Source organism: Mycobacterium sp. NGS41 (assembly GCF_059812725.1).
The window spans coordinates 1-16,981 of the sequence record NZ_JCALDF010000054.1 but is presented as its reverse complement, the minus strand read 5'-3'; the positions used below and the strand labels follow the sequence as shown (position 1 = coordinate 16,981).

Below are 16,981 nucleotides of genomic sequence, written 5' to 3'. Positions count from 1 at the left end.
CAAGCGCCGAGGCACGTGATCGCATTATGTCGGCTGCCTCAGAGCTTGTCTCACGCAATGGGTTCGAAGCCTTCACCATCGATGCTTTGGCTGCGCAGCTGAATTGCTCGTCCGCAACCATCTATCGCCATACAGGCGGTAAGGCGGCGATCTTCGACCGCCTTATCTCCTTGTTCTCTCAGCGAATCATCGGCTCTATCCGGCAAGCCATAGACGGGATGGAGGGAACTGAGCGCGTCGCGACTGCCATTGTCGCCGCGCTGGACCTCATGCGGGCTGAACCTCTCGGAAAACTGATGATCGGCGACATTCGCCCCCACCACGACACCGGAACCGTGACCGCATCACCCTTCGTGGTCAAGATGGCTGAAGAAATGATCGGGCGCAGCGACCCCCTAGCCGCGCAATGGCTTATTCGCATCACTTTCGCCTTGTGGTACTGGCCTGTCAAAGACAAACACAGCGAGCACGAACTGGTGAAGCGGTTCGCCGCACCATCGGTGACCCTGGGAATTCGCTATTGACCGCTGCAGCGTCCTGCTAACCGAAACGCCGGTAGACGACGGTAAATCGCACCGTCTCGAGTCGAAATAAACCTCACGAAACCCTCTGACCAATTAGTACCGGTGGGGCGGGCGGGGCTCGAACCCGCGACCAACGGATTATGAGTCCGCGGCTCTAACCAACTGAGCTACCGCCCCAGGTGATGCGGCAACCATGCTGCCACACCCTCAGCCGAACACGGTCTGACCGTCAGCCCCGATGAGATACCGCTCGGTCCCAGATTCCACCCGAGGCGCATCCCCACCCAGCGATACCGCAATCTTGTTGCTGGCGTTACGCATGATGTCAAAGGTGAGTTCGACGGCCTCAGCGTCAGAAAAACGGGCGCGCACCTCGACGGCATCGTCGACGACGAGGTGCGACGGGCTCCAAATTAACGCATCCGTATACCGCAGCGCTGCTTTAACGCGATCGTCAAATAAAACCGAGTCCTGGAAACGCTCGATTTCGTCGTACAACGCCTCCGAACCCCCGGCATCGAGGGCGGTGCTCTCGCGCAGCGACTTGCACAGTCGGCAGTTGTGCGCAGCCGCCCCACGCAGCCGTACCAACTCCGACGTCACCGGGTCCAGCGCGCGCATCCGGGCCACCGCGGGCATGAAATCGTTGAACACGGCAGCGGACGGATCAGCATCAACCCACGAAACAGGTCCGTTCACCCAACCGAGGTACTCGGAGCCGATGTCGAGCGCCTCCAGCCCGGCACGCACGCGCGGAACGAAGTCCGCGATATACATCGCCACCACAACACCGAAGGTGCTGTCCCCCAAAGTTTCGAAAAGACGAGACCGCTGCTCAGCAGTGATCACCGAGACATCGACACTGAACTGCTCGGCGAACTCAGCCACCACGGCCTCAACGCCAGACGCGGGTTCTTCCACCACGACAGGCGACGGCAACGGCTCCAACCCCACCGCCTGCGCGCAAACTCGACGCACCAACCCCGTGAGACGACCATCCCCCGGCGACAACGCCACCAGCTGATCTAGCACGAAGCAATTATTGCGCCTGGCTCACCGACGACATATGGAAGTCCGGTATCCGCAGCGACGGCATCGCCGCACGAGTGACCCAGTCTCCCCATTCCCGAGGCAGGGTCTTCTCGCTGGCACCGGCTTCGGTGGCCCGACGCAAAAGGCCCAGCGGGCTCTCGTTGAATCGGAAGTTGTTGACCGCCGAAGTCACCTCGCCATCTTCGATGAGGTAGACGCCGTCCCGTGTCAGCCCCGTGAGCAACAAATTCGTCGGGTCGACCTCGCGGATGTACCACAGCGTGGTCAGCAGCAGACCGCGCTCGGTCGAAGCGATCATGTCCGCCAAATCGGCAGAGCCGCCGGTCATCACGATGTTGTCGGCCGCCACCGCCACGGGCTGGTCGTATTTGGCGGCCGTGGCCCGCGGATAGGCCAGCGCATTGATCACCCCATTGCGAATCCAGTCCACCTGGTTGATCTCCATTCCGTTGTCGAATACCGATACCGTCTCCGAGGAGTTACTCACCGCGACAAATGGCGTGCACGCCAGGCCAGGTGCGAACGGATCGGAGAACAACGTGAGCGGCAATTCGGTGAGCCGCTCCCCCACGCGCGTCCCACCACCGGGCGCCGAGAATGCAGTCCGGCCCTCCTGCGCCCCCCGCCCGGACATCCTCCAGGCCAGGTGAATCATCATGTCGGCCACCGTGGACGGCGGCATGATGGTCTCGTAGCGCCCTGCTGGCAGCTCGACACTCCGCGCAGCCCAACCCAGTCGTGTCGACAAGTCCTCGAGCATGGCATCGGTCGGCACATCGACGAAATCAGGCGTGCCGACGCCCGCCCAAGCGCTCGCGTCGCCGCGTTTGGCGTTGATCTCTACGCCGCCCGTGGGCTGAGTGTAACGTCGACGCAGTCCGGTCGAGGACGCCAGGAATGTCGTCGAAAGACTATGGTGCGCAAAGCCATAAAGTTGATCGGCGCCCGCGAAGCCCCGGCTCAACGACGACGCGACGTCTGCCAACACTTCGGCGCTGGTGCCGGGCACCGGGGCCTCCCAGTCGGCCGGCACCCCGGTGTCGGCAATCAGCGGCGCAGCATCGCCGGCCTCCGGCGCGACCTGGGCCGCTTCCTCGGACGCCGCCACCAGCCCGCGAATTACCGACGGGTCGACCTCACCGGATACCACTGTGCCGATGTAGGAGCAATCGCCGTGGCGCACAATCGATATCACTGCCAGATTGCGGCTGACCGAAACTCCGTTGGTGGTCATCGAATTGCCTGCCCAACGCAATGTCGCTTCGACGCGGTCGGTGACCAGCACCATGGTCTCGTCGGCGCGGGCTTCCCTCGCCGCTTCGGCCAGAACGACATTGACGAGATGCTGCGCCGTGATCATCGGCCGCCCTCTGCAAGGACGTTGAGCACATTCACACCCCTGAACAACGCCGACGGACAGCCGTGGCTGACCGGTGCCACCTGGCCAGGCTGGGCCTTGCCGCAGTTGAGCGCGCCGCCCAGCCGCCAGGTCGACGGGCCGCCGACGGCTTCCATGGAATTCCAGAAGTCGGTCGTGGTGGCCTGATACGCGACATCGCGCAGCTGACCGTCCAGGCGGCCGTCGCGAATACGGAAAAACCGCTGGCCGGTGAACTGAAAGTTATAGCGCTGCATATCAATCGACCACGACTTGTCGCCGACGATGTAAATCCCGTCAGCCACCCGCGCGATCAGGTCATCGGTCTTCAAGTCCTCAGCACCGGGCTGCAGTGACACGTTAGCCATCCGCTGGATCGGCACATGATGCGGTGAGTCGGCGTAGGAGCATCCGTTGGACCGCGCCAGGCCCAAACGCGGCGCGAACACCCGGTCCAGTTGATAGCCGACGAACACCCCGTCACGCACCAGATCCCAGCTTTGGGCGGCCACCCCCTCGTCGTCGTAACCTGTACTGGCCAAGCCGAATTCGACGGTGCGGTCGGCGGTCACATTCATAAGCGGCGAGCCGTAACGCATGGTCCCCAGTTTGTCGGGGGTGGCGAACGAGGTTCCCGCGTAGGCGGCCTCGTAGCCAATCGCCCGGTCGTATTCGGTTGCGTGGCCGATGGATTCGTGGATAGTCAGCCACAGGTTACTGGGGTCGATCACCAGGTCCTTGCGCCCCGGCTTCACGCTGGGCGCCTTGACCTTCTCGGCCAGCAGCGACGGTAGTTGCGCCAGCTCGTCGGTCCAATTCCAGATTTCGTCGCCGGCAACCACTTCCCAGCCCCGCGCGGTGGGCGGCGCCAGGGTGCGCATCGAGTCGAAAGTGCCGGCTGCCGCGTCGACGGCCACCGCGTCCAACGTCGGCTGCAGGCGCACACGCTGCTGGGTGATCGACGATCCGAAGGTGTCGGCGTAGAACGTCTGCTCCTTGGCCGCGGTCAGCGCAGCCGACACATGGTCGATGCCGTCGGCGCTGAGCAGCCGCCCGGAGTACTCCTCGAGCACGGCGATCTTTTCCGACGCGTCAACGCTGAACGGGTCGATTTGGTAATGCGACACCCACCTGGCGTCGGTGTACACCGGCTCGGGCGCCAGCTCGACTCGTTCGGTGTTCAGCACCGCCAGCGTGGTGGCCACGTGCACGGCGCGGCGCGCGGTGTCTGCCGCAACGGACGGCGCAAGCTCGGCGTGCGACGCGAAACCCCAGGTCCCGTTGACGATCACCCGGACCGCCAGGCCGACTTCCCGACTGATGACGGCCGTCTCCAGCTCGCCGTCGCGCAGCTGGATGATCTCGGTGCTGATGCGGTGAATCCGCAGGTCGGCGTGGCTGGCCCCGGCCGCGGTGGCCGCCGATAGCGCGGCGTCGGCCAGCTCCTGGCGCGGGAAGGCTAGAAAATCAGCATCGATCCCCCGGTCGAGTGTCACCGCTCCACCGTAACGAGAAGCTTTAATACACCCATGGCCGACGCGCCACGCCGATCCTCCACGCTCGCGTATGCGCTGCTCGCACCCAGCCTGTTCGGTGTGGTCGCGTTCTTGCTGCTGCCGATCCTCGTCGTGGTCTGGCTCAGCCTCTACCGCTGGGACCTGCTGGGGCCGCTGCACTATGTCGGGCTGGCCAACTGGCGGTCGGTGCTGGCCGACTCCGGCTTCGCCAACTCACTGCTCGTCACGGCCGCCTTCGTGTTGATCGTGGTGCCGGCGCAGACGGTGCTCGGGTTACTGGCCGCCTCCGTGCTGGCCCGCCAGCTGCCCGGCACCGGTGCGTTTCGCACGCTGTACGTGCTGCCCTGGATCTGCGCGCCGCTGGCGATCGCGGTGTTGTGGCGCTGGATCCTCGCACCCACCGACGGGGCGGTCAGCACGGTGCTGGGACACCGCATCGAGTGGCTTTCCGATCCCAGCTTGGCATTGCCGGTCGTGTCGGCCGTGGTGGTGTGGACAAATGTCGGCTATGTCTCGCTGTTCTTCCTGGCGGGCCTGCTGGCCATCCCGGCCGACATCCACAACGCCGCGCGCACCGACGGTGCCAATGCGTGGCAACGTTTCTGGCGCATCACCTTACCGATGCTGCGTCCGACGATGTTCTTCGTCCTGGTCACCGGGATCGTCAGCGCGGCACAGGTTTTCGACACCGTCTATGCGCTGACCGACGGCGGGCCGGCGGGCCGCACCGACCTGGTGGCGCACCGCATCTACGCCGAGGCGTTCGGCGCCGCAGCCATCGGGCGGGCGTCGGTGATGGCGGTGCTGCTGTTCGTCATCTTGGTCGGCGTCACCGTCGTTCAGCAGTTGTACTTCCGCCGGCGGATCAGCTATGACCTCACGTAGCGCACCAGCTGCCCTGGTCTACACCGGCCTGGCCGTGGGCGCGGTGATCACCTTGGCGCCCTTCCTGCTTGGATTGCTGACCTCGTTCACCTCCGCACACCAGTTCGCGACGGGCACGCCGCTGCAACTGCCGCGACCTCCCACGCTGGCCAACTATGCCAACCTGGGCGGCGCCGGGTTCGGTCGTGCCGCGGTGGTGACCGCGTTGATGACGGCGGTAATTCTGCTGGGCCAGCTGACCTTCTCGGTGCTGGCCGCCTATGCGTTCGCGCGGTTGCGATTCGCCGGACGCGATGTGCTGTTCTGGGTCTACATTGCAACCCTGATGGTTCCCGCGACGGTCACTGTCGTGCCGCTGTATCTCATGATGGCTCAGCTCGGCCTACGTAACACGTTCTGGGCATTGGTGCTGCCCTTCATGTTTGGGTCGCCGTACGCGATTTTCCTGCTGCGCGAACACTTTCGGATGATCCCCAACGATTTGATCAACGCCGCACACCTCGACGGTGCCAACACGCTGGACGTCATCATGCATGTGGTGATTCCGTCCAGCCGATCGGTGCTGGCCGCCTTGACGCTGATCACCGCCGTCTCGCAATGGAACAACTTCATGTGGCCGTTGGTGATCACCAGCGGCAGCAAGTGGCGGGTGCTGACCGTGGCGACGGCAGAACTGCAGTCGCAATACAACGCCCAGTGGACGCTGGTGATGGCTGCGACCACGGTCGCGATCGTACCTTTGGTCGCGCTTTTCGTTGCGTTCCAACGGCATATCGTCGCCTCGATCGTCGTCTCGGGACTCAAATGAACCGGCCCCGCTTTTCGACGCTGGTCGCTGCCGCGGTGATTCTCGTCGCGGCGCTGCTGGCGACAACGGCGATACTGCTGGGCAGGTCCGGCGAACCGCGCAGCGGGAAGATCGTTGTGAGCGTGCGGCTGTGGTCCGATCAGATTGCCGCGGCATATCGGGAGTCGTTCGACGCGTTCACCCGCGCGCACCCCAATATCGAGGTGCGCATCAACTTGGTTGCCTACTCGACATACTTCAACACCCTGCGGACCGATGTGGCCGGTGGCAGCGCCGACGACATTTTCTGGCTGTCGAACGCATATTTCGCCGCCTACGCGGACAGCGGACGGTTGCTGAAGATCGATACTGCCGCCGATTGGGAGTCGGCGGTGGTGGACCAGTTCACCCGCGGCGGTGTGCTGTGGGGGGTGCCGCAGCTGACCGACGCCGGCATCGCCGTGTTCTACAACGCGGATCTGCTCGCTGCGGCCGGTGTCGATCCCATGCAGCTGAACGAGTTGCGATGGAATCCCAACGGCGAGGACACTTTGCGCCCAATGCTGGCCCGGCTCACCGTCGATGCCGAGGGACATGCCGCGGGAACAACGGGTTTCGACGCGGGACGGGTCCGCCAATGGGGCTACAACGCGGGCAACGACCCTCAGGCCATCTACCTGAACTACATCGGGTCGGCGGGCGGGGTCTTCCAGCGCGGTGACGAATTCGCGTTCGACAACCCCGCGGCGGTGACGGCCTTCCGTTACCTCGTCGGTCTGATCAACAACGACCACATCGCGCCACCGGCGTCGGCCACCAATGCCAACGGTGACTTCTCCCGCAACCAGTTCCTGGCCGGCAGGATGGCGTTGTTCCAGTCCGGCACCTACAGCCTGGCGCCGGTGGCCCGCGACGCCCGCTTCCACTGGGGTGTGGCGATGTTACCGGCTGGCCCCAAAGGCCGGGTTAGTGTCACCAATGGTATTGCTGCGGCCGGTAATTCGGTGTCCAAGCATCCGGATGCGGTACGTCAGGTGTTGGCTTGGATGGGTAGCCGGGTGGGCAACGCGTATGTGGGCCGGTCCGGCGCGGCCATCCCGGCGGTCCGGTCGGCTCAGTCGGTGTACTTCGACTATTGGGCCGCCAAAGGCGTCGACGTGACGCCTTTCTTCGCTGTGCTCAACGGCCCGCGCATTGCCGCCCCGGGAGGCGCCGGCTTCGCCGCTGGAAACGAGGCACTACAGCCGTATTTCGACGAAATGTTCCTCGGCCGAGGCGATGTCGAGACACTGCTGCGACAGGCTCAAGCGGCTGCCAACGCCGCCGCCTCGCGCTAGCCGGGCAGTACCAGCACCGGTATCGGGCTGTGGCGGATGATCTTCGTGCTTCGGGATCCCAGGAACACTCTGGCGATATCGCCCCGGGGTGAGGTGCCCAGCGCCAGTATCTCGCCGTCCTCCCAGTCCGCCGCGGCTAGTGCCTGAGCCCAGGTACTTCCGGTAACCACTTCCAGCACAACGTCTTTGTCGACGATCCCGTCGGTCTTCAGGTTTTCCAGGATGTCTCGTGCCTGCAAACCCCAGGCTTCCAGAACCGAGTCCTCGGCGTGCAGGCCCACCCCGGGCGGGTACATCGTCTTCCCGCGAACCGCGAAGGTGAGCACCCGCACCGGCACCCCGAATCGCTCCGCGGACTCCACGCACCGTCGCACCACGTCGACCGAGTCCGGGGTTGCCGAGTACGCGCAGGTGAGCCGCGTCAACCTGCCGGTGTGGGCGCGGTATCCGCGGGGACTTATCGCGACCGGCACCGGCGACGAATGCAGCAGCCAGTCGGCGGTCGACCCGATGACCACCTGCCCACGCCGGGCACTGGGCAGCGAGCCCAGCACCAGAGCCTCGGCCTCGGCTTCCGCGACGACCTCGATCAGCCCACCCGAAACTGATCGGTGCGCGCGATGGAAGTAGCTGACCTCGATTCCATCGGCCAATTTGCGCAGATAGCGCTGGGCCTCCTTGGCCGAATCGGCGGCCAGCTGATCCGCCCAGTGCTCGTATTCTGCGTCGACGCGGGCAAGTGAGGGCGTCAGCCACGGCTTGGGCACGATGGTCGCCACCGTCAGCGAGGTGCCCAGCGTGCGCGCCGCACGGACCGCGAGGTACAACCCCGACAGCCCGACCTTGCCGGCCAGGTAGCCGGCGACGACGGTCACAGCACTTCCTGCGCCGGGTTGTTTGGCGCTTCGTCGTTAGGTGCGCTTTCGTCGTTTAATGCGCTGTGATGGCGACCCCACACCAGGTAGTAGGTCAGCGCCACCGCAACCCAGCCACTGAACGCGAGCCAGGTGTACCAGTGCAAGCTGGCCAGGATGTACCCGCACGCCAGCACCGAGAGGGCCGGGGTGACGGGGTAGCCGGGCACCTTGAACCCGCGCGGCAGGTCGGGCAGGCGCACTCGCAGGATGACCACCCCGATAGACACCACCGTGAACGCGGTAAGCGTTCCGACCGACACCAGATCCGCCAGCTTCTCGAGCGGTACGAACGCCGCGAGGATCGACGCCACAACCGCGACGATCACCGTGTTGGTCACCGGAGTCATCGTGCGGGTATTCACCGTCGCGAAACGCGGCGGCAGCAAGCCGTCGCGGCCCATCGCAAACACGATGCGGGTCATGCCGTATTGAGTGACCAGCGTGACGGAAAAGATCGAGATCACCGCGCCCGCAGCGAGAATGGTGCTGGCCCATTGGCCTCTTGTGACGTTGTCGAGGATGGTGGCCAGTCCGGCCTCTTGTTGTCCGGCGAAGTTCCGCCACGGCTGAGTGCCAAGCGCAGAGAGGGCGACGAGCACGTAGACGCTGGTGACGATGAACAGTGCCGTGATCAGCGCGCGGGGCATGGTCGTTTGCGGGTCTTTCACCTCGTCGCCGGCGGTCGACACCGCGTCAAGGCCGATGTAGGAGAAGAAGATCGTGCCCGCCGCCGAGCCGATGCCTGCGACACCGAATGGAGCGAAATCCCTGAGATGGTCCGAGTCGTAGGCGGCGAACGCGATGACCACGAACATGGCCAGCACGCCGAGCTTGATCAGCACCATGATCGCGTTGACCTTTGCGGATTCGCTGGCGCCGCGGATCAGCAGCAGGGCACACATCCAGATCAGGAAGACCGCCGGCAGGTTCACATAGCCCGGGCTTTGGTCCCACGGCGCTGCCGACAATGCATGCGGCACTTGGAATCCGAACACGTTGTCCAGCAGCTTGTTGACGTAACCACTCCAGCCGACCGAGACCGCCGCCGTGGCCACCCCGTACTCCAGCAGGAGGCAGGCGGCGACAACCATCGCGACGGCCTCACCCAGCGTGGTGTATGCGTAGGAATACGCCGAACCGGAAACCGGTACGGCTGAGGCTAATTCGGCGTAGCAGATGGCTGCGAGCCCGGCCGCGATACCGGCGATGACGAACGAGACGATCACGCTCGGACCGGCTTGCGGAACCGCCTGCGACAGCACGAAGAAGATTCCGGTGCCGATCGTCGATCCGACCCCGAACATGGTCAGCTGGAACGTGCCGATGCTGCGCTTGAGGTGGTCTGCGGCCCCGTGAGCGACAGGAGCACCGCTGACCGGACGACGCCGCAACATCTGTTCCCGCAGACTGATCGACGGGGCCGTCATCGCACCTCCCGTTGGTAGATCAGCTGATTATGCCCACCACAGCAATCGCCGGCCGGCTAATACACACGAATATGTCCACCTCTGCGCGACAATTGGCGCGCGGCCACCCACTCTGCTGAATTGTCGCTGGGAAGCGGACAGCGCCCGATATGCCACGAGCACAGGCGATTTCCGCCTGGCCCTTCTACCTGGCGAGGTGCAATGCCGTGTCGAGCGCCACGGCGGTACCGCCGGCCGCGACAACGATCGCCAGCGTCACCCAGTCCGCCAGCTTCGGTCGAGCCGGATTCGCACTCAGCTGACCGGTGCCGCCACGGGCGGTGATCGCATCCCCCATCTCGTCGGCGCGACGCAACGTCACGGTTATTGCGGCGGTGAGCAAGTCGATCAGCTCCAGTGCATGCCGCCAGCGCCGGGCCTTGCGGCTCCGGGGTATCCGTTTGGGCCGTAACCGGCGAGCGGCGTAGAGCACCTGAAATTCGTCGATCAACATCGGGAAGGCACGCAGCGCCAACGCCAAAGCCACCGCCCATTCGTCGATCGGTATCCGGAACAGCCGTAAAGGCCAGCCCAAAGTCGCTATGGCGGGGCCGACTTCGGCGACGTTGGTGGTCCAGGACACCATCCCGCCGAGGGCCAGCAGCACGATCGACAGTGTGGTGAACCGCAAAAAGTTCAGGGCTCCGCCGAGGCCGATTTGGGTCCCGGCCAGCGAGACCACCGGACTACCGCCGGCCAGCGCCGCGGTGATAAACCCGAAGGCGAGGGCGATCCAGAGCCAGCGCGGGATCGTCGGCAGCACGCCGCGCGGGATACGCGCGATCCAGATCGCCGCCGTCACCAGGACCGCCACAAACCCAATGGTCAACCACCCCGGATAGAACGTCAGCAACAACGAAGCGCCGAAAACAACCAGCAGTTTGGTACCGGCCCACAGGTCGTGGATGGTCGACGTTCCAGGCACCGGAACCAGCAATACCATCGGCCGACTCTGAGGTCGTGTTGTTGCGTGTTCCGAGGCCGACGTCGCGGTCACGACATACCTCCCGCCGCCGTCGGCACCGATTCCAGCACGCCGTTATGCAGGTGCAAGATTCGCGGGCACAGATCCTCCAGCCCGACGAAGTCGTTGGAAATGACGACCACTGTGAGATTCCGCTCCCGCCGCAAGTCCTCCAGCATTCGCAGCAGGCCGCGCTGGCTGGCCGCATCCAATCCAGCCAGCGGCTCGTCCAGGATCAGCGCCCGCGGCGAACGGGCCAACAGTCCGGCCAACACCACGCGGCGCATCTGGCCCCCGCTCAGCTGGTCGATGCGCCGCTTAGCCAGCGTGGGATCCAGTCCGACGACGCTCAGCGCGGCGTTCACCCGGTCTTCCTCGCGGTGTGAAAAGCCCGCTGTGGAGGCGACTTCCAGATCGACACGGCTTCGCATCAACTGCAGCCGGGCCGCCTGGAACGACAACGCGACCGTGCCGACCTGCTCGTGGGTGGGCCGCCCGTCGACCAGGCAGGCGCCGGCCGTGGGGATCGTCAGCCCCGCCATGATCCACGCCAGCGTCGACTTACCTGACCCGTTTCCGCCGTGGATCAGCACCCCGTCGCCTTGTTCCACCACGAAGCTGACATCGCGCAGTGCTGTCTTGGCCCACGGTGTGCCGATGTTGTATTCGTGACCGACGCCGATGAGCTCGAGCGCGGGCGCTCTCCGCGCGTGATTCACCACGACGGGCGGCGCCGGCTCATTGACGGTCTCGGCCATGTCGGTGTTGTCCGGTGACTCGCTGAGGTTGATCGTGCGGTCCGCGGACGCTGCCTCGTTGTCGAAGTGCGTGATATGAACCAGAGCGGTGCGGTGTCGTTTGGTCAAGCCCGACAGCACGCTCAACAGCGCGTCGCGGCCCTGCTGGTCGACCATGCTGGTGACCTCGTCGGCGATCAGCATCGCCGGTTCGCGGGCCAACGCGGCAGCCAGCGCAAGGCGTTGCAGCTCGCCACCGGACAGACTTCCCGTGTCGCGTTCGCCGAGATCTTCGAGTCCGACCTCGCTGAGCAACCGATCGACATCGACGTCCGTGCCCGGCGGAAGCCCCCACACCACATCGTCAGCGACCCGGGTACCCAGCACCTGGCTTTCCGGGTGCTGCAGCACCACCGCCGTACCACCCAGCTTGCCCAGACCCACCGCCCCGGGGCGATCCACGCTGCCCGACGTTGGTTCCCGGCCGGCCAGGATCAGCATCAGCGTGGTCTTGCCGGAGCCGTTGGCGCCGGTGATTGCAACGTGTTCGCCGACGCGCAGGTCCACGCTGACTTCGCGCAGCGCGTCCTGGTTTGCGCCCGGGTATCGGAAGCGCACCTTGTCCAGCCGCACGGGAACCGGCCCGACCGGAATCTCCTGGTTCTCGTCGGCGGCGGGCGCGTCCAGCTTGTGGACATCGGGGATGCCACGCATCCGCTCCAGCACGCGCGACAGCGCCCACCATCCGATCAACGACACCACCAGGACCATCAAGACGAAATAGCCGAGCAGCACCCAGGGCCAGTAGTGCATGCCAATGGTGAAATAGCGTTTCAAGGCGGCGGCCAGCCCTTGCAGATGCACCCGGGTCAGGAAGGTCGCGACGCCCTCCATGTTTGCCGTCATCGCCGCGAAAATCAGGTGCCGCAGCCGGAACATCACGGCGAGCGCCCCTACGTTCGCCGCACCGAAAACCACGCCGGCAATCAACGACGAGACGATCACCGTCGGCGTGCCGCGGCGTCTGCGTTTGATGATTCCCGTCAGCCCACCGATATAGGCGCTGTTGACGACCGCCAGTAGACCGCCCAAACCAGCGATCAGGAAGGCGATCATTCCGGCCGCGACCACCGCGGCGACGAGTACGCGCAACCGGTAGCGGTAGGCCAAAAGCCCCATCGGCACGGTGCCCAGCAGCGCCAGGCCCGCGGCGAACGGTACGACGACGGAGATGATCGCGGTCACCGCGCAAAGTGCCGCCATCACCGAGGCCTGGGCCAATTCGCTCGGTTGCAGCCCTCCACCCCGATGCGGAGGAGAGGGCGGGGCGATCACTTCATCGATTGTGCCAGGCGGCAGCCGTAAGCACCTGTGCAGCACACCGCGCGATGTGGATTTTCACGCGCGGTGATTGCGGTAGTGACGAGTGGTCTCGCATAGCAAAGCTATGCAACGATGGTCGTATGAATTCATCCGCCCCCGCCAACCACAAAGAAGTAGTTGACGCCGCAAACACCCAGCCCCAGCCGGGCCTGGGAGCGGACCTGCTCGCGGTGGTCGCGCGGCTCAACCGACTGGCCACCCAACGCATCCAGATGCCGTTGCCGTCAGCGCAGGCCAGGCTGCTCGCCACCATCGATGCTCACGGTGAAGCGCGCATCGGCGATTTGGCCGCCGTCGACCACTGTTCGCAACCCACGTTGACCACACAGGTGCGACGGCTTGAAGACGCCGGTCTGGTCACGAGAACCGTCGACCCCGGAGATGCCCGGGCGGTCCGAATCCGGATCACGCCGCAGGGAATGCGCACTCTCACCGCGGTCCGGGCCGACCGCGCCGCGGCCATCGAACCGCAACTGGCACAGCTCGATCCGGCCGACCGCCAAGTGCTGGCCGACGCGGTCAAGGTGTTGCGCCGCTTGCTGGAGAACTCCGCGGCCACGCCACGTCGCAGTGACCAGTAATCCGCATTTCGGGTGGCTAGACCATCTGCTGCGGGTAGACACTTAGAGCCGACAAGGAAAGGTGGCGGCGATGCGGACCGAGGCTTCCGCCTTCCAAGCCTCGTTGACCGTGTGGGTCGGATCGACCAAATACGTGTATCCCCCTGGGCGTGACGTGACTGTGGGCTCCGCTAGCAAGTGCGACATCCGGCTGGATCCGGGCAATACCGGCGAGATCGCGCAAGCAGCGTCCGAGGATTTGGTGCTGCGGTTCACCGACGCCCATTGGGTGGCCATCGACAGCAGCGGCGACGGCATCTTCGTCGACGGCGTGCGGATGTCGACGGTCGACATCCAAGACGGCCAGACGATCAGCATCGGTGATCCGCAGCAAGGCCGGCGACTCGTCTTCCAAATCGGTGCCGCAGCCGACACATCCGCGGAAGCTCCGCCTGTCGCGTCGGCGCCGCACCATCCACTCCCGACGGAGCGAACCACCCAGCAGATGCGGGTACCCGAGATCCAGTCCCTGACGGAGTCACCGACCGGGCCGGTCCCGTTACCGCCAATGGCGCGACAGGGTCCCGTTTCGTCCGACTCGAAGACCGACCCCACCGGGACATCGCTCCCTGTTCTTCCCGAACCACAGCCCAGCGAACCGGTTTCGACTTTCCGGCTGCCGCTCAAGTCCGACGCACGCACGGACGGAGTGGCCGCATACCAGCTCACGCTCACCGCGGGCAACGCCGGACAACATGCGTTGCTCACGAATGTGTCCTTCGCTGCCCGTCCCGGCACCTTGACGGCGGTCATCGGCCCGTCGCGCGCCCGCAACTCGGCCCTACTGGACCTGCTCAGCGGCACCAGGGAGCTCAGCTCCGGCACAGTCACCGTGGACGGCCACGACGTGCATCTCGAACAGGAGGCGATGCGCACCCGCATCGGAATAGTGCCCCCCGACCAGCGGGTGTATCCGCGGCTCACCGTCGAGCGGGCGTTGAGCTACGCGGCCAAGCTGCGACTGCCCGCCGACACGTCGCCCGAGCACCGCGAACGTGTGGTGAGCCAGGTTATCGACGAGCTCGAGTTGACGCCTCACCGTAAGACTCGCATCCGCAAACTGCCACCGGAGGTGCGGCGGTGCGTGTCGATGGCGATCGAACTGATCAGCAGGCCGACGCTCCTCGTGGTCGACGAGCCGGGCGCCGGCCTTGATCCGGCGCAGACGCGCCACGTGCTGGCAATGCTGCGGCGGCAAGCCGATATCGGTTGCGTCGTCGTGGTAGCCATATCGTCACAGCCATCGCTGATCGATCTGAGTTCGTGCGACGACGTGCTGCTTCTCACCGCTGCCGGCACGATGGCATTCGCCGGGCCGCCCGGCCAACTCGCGTCGGCCATGGGCACCGCCGACTGGTCGGCAATCTTCGCGCGGACGAGTTTCGATCCCGAGGGCGCGCACCGTGCGTTCCTGGCCCGGCAATCGGCACCGGCTCCCACGCCGCCGACTCCGGCGGCTGCAGCGATGCCACTCCCGGCCCAGCTCGCCTTCACCCGACAGACCCGGTTCGTTGTCGGCCGCCAAGTCCGCCTGTTGCTCGCCAGCCGCGTTTACCTGCTCTTCTTGCTGATCCTGCCGGTCGCGCTGGCGGCGTTGACGTGGCTGATTCCCGGCGACTCCGGGTTCAGCCGGCCCGCCGCGTCCAGTCCCAACGCGCACGAAGCCGTGGAGATCCTGGCCGTGCTCAACATCGCCGCGGTGATCATCGGTACCGCCCTGACCATCCGCGACGTGGTTGGCGAGCGCCGTATCTTCCGGCGCGAGCAGGCGGTCGGGCTGTCGACGTCGGCCTTCCTGCTCGGCAAGCTCATCGTTTTCGCCGTCGCCGCGGCCATCCTGGCGGCCATGCTGACCGGCATCGTCGTCGCCGTCAAAGGCGAGCCGGTGCATGGCGCTGTCTTACTTCGCAATCCGGCAGTCGAGTTGTACGTGGCCGTGGCCGCGACGGCCGTCGTCTCGGCGATCGTCGGGCTGGCGGTGTCCACCCTGGGGAACTCACTGCGTGAGGTCCTGCCGCTGCTTTTGCCGGTGATCCTGGCCTCGCTGGTGTTCGCCGGGGGGCTGGTTCCGCTGGTGGGCACCTGGGGTTACGACCAGGTCTCGTGGTTCATCCCGGCCCAGTGGGGTTTCGCGGCGACGGCGTCCACCGTCGATCTGCGTCGGGTCGACGCGCTTGCGGCCAACGCCCAGATGTGGACCCACTATTCGGGCTGGTGGGTGTTCGACATGGGCGTACTTCTGGTGTTCGGCGCTTTGTGGGCCGGGTTCGTCCGGTACCGGCTGCGACCGCCTGCTACGACATCGCGAACAGCAGGAACTGAGTGATCTGGTTCGGCGACAAATTGTTGTCGCTGACGAATACCACCGATTGACGACCGTCGGGCAACTTGGGCCCCAATGTGATGCCCTCGACGTTGTCCAGGGGCGAACCCAACGTGGACAGGCCCGGTGTCGCGGACATGTCCACGGCCAGCGATTTGCTCATCGGGGTCAACGCCGTATCCTTCATCGACGGAACGGCCAATACGTCGGTGGCAGCGCCGATCTCGGCGCGGTAGACCCGAATGACCGCGGGCGCGGGGCCAGAGCGTTCCAGCACCAGGAACGTCGTATCCGACAGCGCGACCAGATCAGAGACACCGTTGAGGTCGTGGGACGTCGCGGCAGGCTCCATCGGATAGGCGTATTGGGCGGTCGGCGCGCCGGTGGCGACGTCGAACTTGGTGATCCGGGTCAGCACGTGGCGGTCACCGTCGTTTGCCGGTCCGTCGTTGTAGCCGGGATCCTCCATCGCGGCGAACAGCGACTGGCCGTCGGGCGTCAACGCCAGTCCTTCCAGCGCCTTGTTGCGGCGCGGCCCGGTCTGTTGTGCGGACATCGCCAGATTGGGCGGCAACGTGAACTGGCCCAGGTAGCCGCCGTCCAGCGTCGCGGTGCGGACCCAAGGATCGAGCAGGACCGGCGACCCCGTCGTGTTGCTCGTGAGCCGCTCACCCTCGGAAGACCAGTAGAGCCGTTGCCGGCCGGCGTCGAAAGCGATGCCCTCCGGGTCGGGCGGTATCACCGGCGGCCTGCTCCCGATGTTCAGCGGCCGGAACGGCTGACCGGATTCGTCCAGCAGCGGGTGGGTGCCGGTGAAGCTGGCCTCGTCAATGCCCTTGTCCGACAACGACAGCCGCACAGTATAGAAACGCGCGGGGTTCTTCTCGGAGCGGTCGTCGGAGATCACGTAGTACACCTGGCGACCTGGGTCGTAGCTGATCGCCGACAAACCACCGATGACGGTTCCGTCGAACGTGGCGCCGAACGCTACCTGCGACTGCCCGAGATATCTCAACAGCGCTGCAGGTGTGTTCGCCGGCGGACGCGCCGGGGCGCATCCGGTCAGCCATACGGACAATAACCAGCACAG

Annotated in this window: 14 protein-coding genes and 1 tRNA gene; 6 read left to right on the top strand and 9 right to left on the bottom strand. The window is 65.4% G+C overall.

The genetic code is table 11. The features are described 5' to 3' along the window. Window positions 1-524 (top strand): TetR/AcrR family transcriptional regulator (locus tag AC5Y21_RS25490; RefSeq protein WP_499916842.1); only part of this gene is annotated, 524 nt, incomplete at its 5' end. A 103-nt stretch (window positions 525-627) separates the two neighbouring features. On the opposite strand, the gene AC5Y21_RS25485 is transcribed toward AC5Y21_RS25490, so the two are convergent. The 4 genes from AC5Y21_RS25485 to AC5Y21_RS25470 form a co-directional block, all read right to left on the bottom strand. Then, window positions 628-701: transfer RNA gene (locus AC5Y21_RS25485), tRNA-Ile, on the bottom strand. Between the two features lie 30 nt (window positions 702-731). Then, the gene (locus tag AC5Y21_RS25480; RefSeq protein WP_499916840.1) at window positions 732-1,556 is read right to left on the bottom strand and encodes a carboxymuconolactone decarboxylase family protein; all 825 of its coding nucleotides are present in this window, start codon (window positions 1,554-1,556) and stop codon (window positions 732-734) included. A 7-nt stretch (window positions 1,557-1,563) separates the two neighbouring features. Next, a complete protein-coding gene (locus tag AC5Y21_RS25475) occupies window positions 1,564-2,937 on the bottom strand; it encodes a metallopeptidase TldD-related protein (RefSeq protein WP_499916838.1) in 1,374 nt (457 codons plus the stop codon). Further along, the gene (locus AC5Y21_RS25470; protein WP_499916836.1) at window positions 2,934-4,451 is read right to left on the bottom strand and encodes a TldD/PmbA family protein; all 1,518 of its coding nucleotides are present in this window, start codon (window positions 4,449-4,451) and stop codon (window positions 2,934-2,936) included. The genes AC5Y21_RS25475 and AC5Y21_RS25470 overlap by 4 nt, the downstream gene beginning before the upstream one ends. 33 nt (window positions 4,452-4,484) lie before the next feature. On the opposite strand from AC5Y21_RS25470, the gene AC5Y21_RS25465 reads away from it, so the two are divergent. Genes AC5Y21_RS25465 through AC5Y21_RS25455 form a run of 3 tightly spaced genes read left to right on the top strand, consistent with a single transcriptional unit; the run spans window position 4,485 to window position 7,481 of the window. Continuing rightward, entirely contained in the window at window positions 4,485-5,357 is an 873-nt protein-coding gene (locus tag AC5Y21_RS25465) for a carbohydrate ABC transporter permease (protein WP_499916834.1), read from the top strand. Then, window positions 5,344-6,165, top strand: a complete 822-nt coding sequence (locus AC5Y21_RS25460) for a carbohydrate ABC transporter permease (protein WP_499916832.1) — start codon at window positions 5,344-5,346, stop codon at window positions 6,163-6,165. Before AC5Y21_RS25465 ends, AC5Y21_RS25460 begins: the two co-directional genes overlap by 14 nt. Beyond that, window positions 6,162-7,481 (top strand): ABC transporter substrate-binding protein, encoded by a 1,320-nt coding sequence (locus AC5Y21_RS25455; protein WP_499916829.1) that lies wholly within the window; start codon window positions 6,162-6,164, stop codon window positions 7,479-7,481. The genes AC5Y21_RS25460 and AC5Y21_RS25455 overlap by 4 nt, the downstream gene beginning before the upstream one ends. On the opposite strand, the gene AC5Y21_RS25450 is transcribed toward AC5Y21_RS25455, so the two are convergent. The 4 genes from AC5Y21_RS25450 to AC5Y21_RS25435 form a co-directional block, all read right to left on the bottom strand. Then, entirely contained in the window at window positions 7,478-8,356 is an 879-nt protein-coding gene (locus tag AC5Y21_RS25450) for a universal stress protein (RefSeq protein ID WP_499916820.1), read from the bottom strand. The two genes, AC5Y21_RS25455 and AC5Y21_RS25450, sit on opposite strands and share 4 nt — an antisense overlap. Further along, window positions 8,353-9,825, bottom strand: coding sequence for an amino acid permease (locus AC5Y21_RS25445; RefSeq protein WP_499916818.1), 1,473 nt, complete (start codon window positions 9,823-9,825; stop codon window positions 8,353-8,355). The genes AC5Y21_RS25450 and AC5Y21_RS25445 overlap by 4 nt, the downstream gene beginning before the upstream one ends. Window positions 9,826-10,009: 184 nt before the next feature. Next, a complete protein-coding gene (locus tag AC5Y21_RS25440) occupies window positions 10,010-10,861 on the bottom strand; it encodes a CbiQ family ECF transporter T component (RefSeq protein ID WP_499916816.1) in 852 nt (283 codons plus the stop codon). Then, the gene (locus tag AC5Y21_RS25435) at window positions 10,858-12,900 is read right to left on the bottom strand and encodes an ATP-binding cassette domain-containing protein (protein ID WP_499916814.1); all 2,043 of its coding nucleotides are present in this window, start codon (window positions 12,898-12,900) and stop codon (window positions 10,858-10,860) included. The genes AC5Y21_RS25440 and AC5Y21_RS25435 overlap by 4 nt, the downstream gene beginning before the upstream one ends. Before the next feature lie 128 nt (window positions 12,901-13,028). On the opposite strand from AC5Y21_RS25435, the gene AC5Y21_RS25430 reads away from it, so the two are divergent. Together AC5Y21_RS25430 and AC5Y21_RS25425 are read left to right on the top strand one after the other, a co-directional pair. Continuing rightward, a complete protein-coding gene (locus tag AC5Y21_RS25430) occupies window positions 13,029-13,529 on the top strand; it encodes a MarR family winged helix-turn-helix transcriptional regulator (RefSeq protein ID WP_499916813.1) in 501 nt (166 codons plus the stop codon). Between the two features lie 70 nt (window positions 13,530-13,599). Beyond that, complete coding sequence (locus tag AC5Y21_RS25425) at window positions 13,600-15,894, top strand: ATP-binding cassette domain-containing protein (protein ID WP_499916812.1); 2,295 nt, start codon at window positions 13,600-13,602, stop codon at window positions 15,892-15,894. On the opposite strand, the gene AC5Y21_RS25420 is transcribed toward AC5Y21_RS25425, so the two are convergent. Further along, window positions 15,863-16,981: an esterase-like activity of phytase family protein gene (locus AC5Y21_RS25420; RefSeq protein WP_499916811.1), complete on the bottom strand. Its 1,119-nt coding sequence runs from the start codon at window positions 16,979-16,981 to the stop codon at window positions 15,863-15,865. The genes AC5Y21_RS25425 and AC5Y21_RS25420 overlap by 32 nt on opposite strands.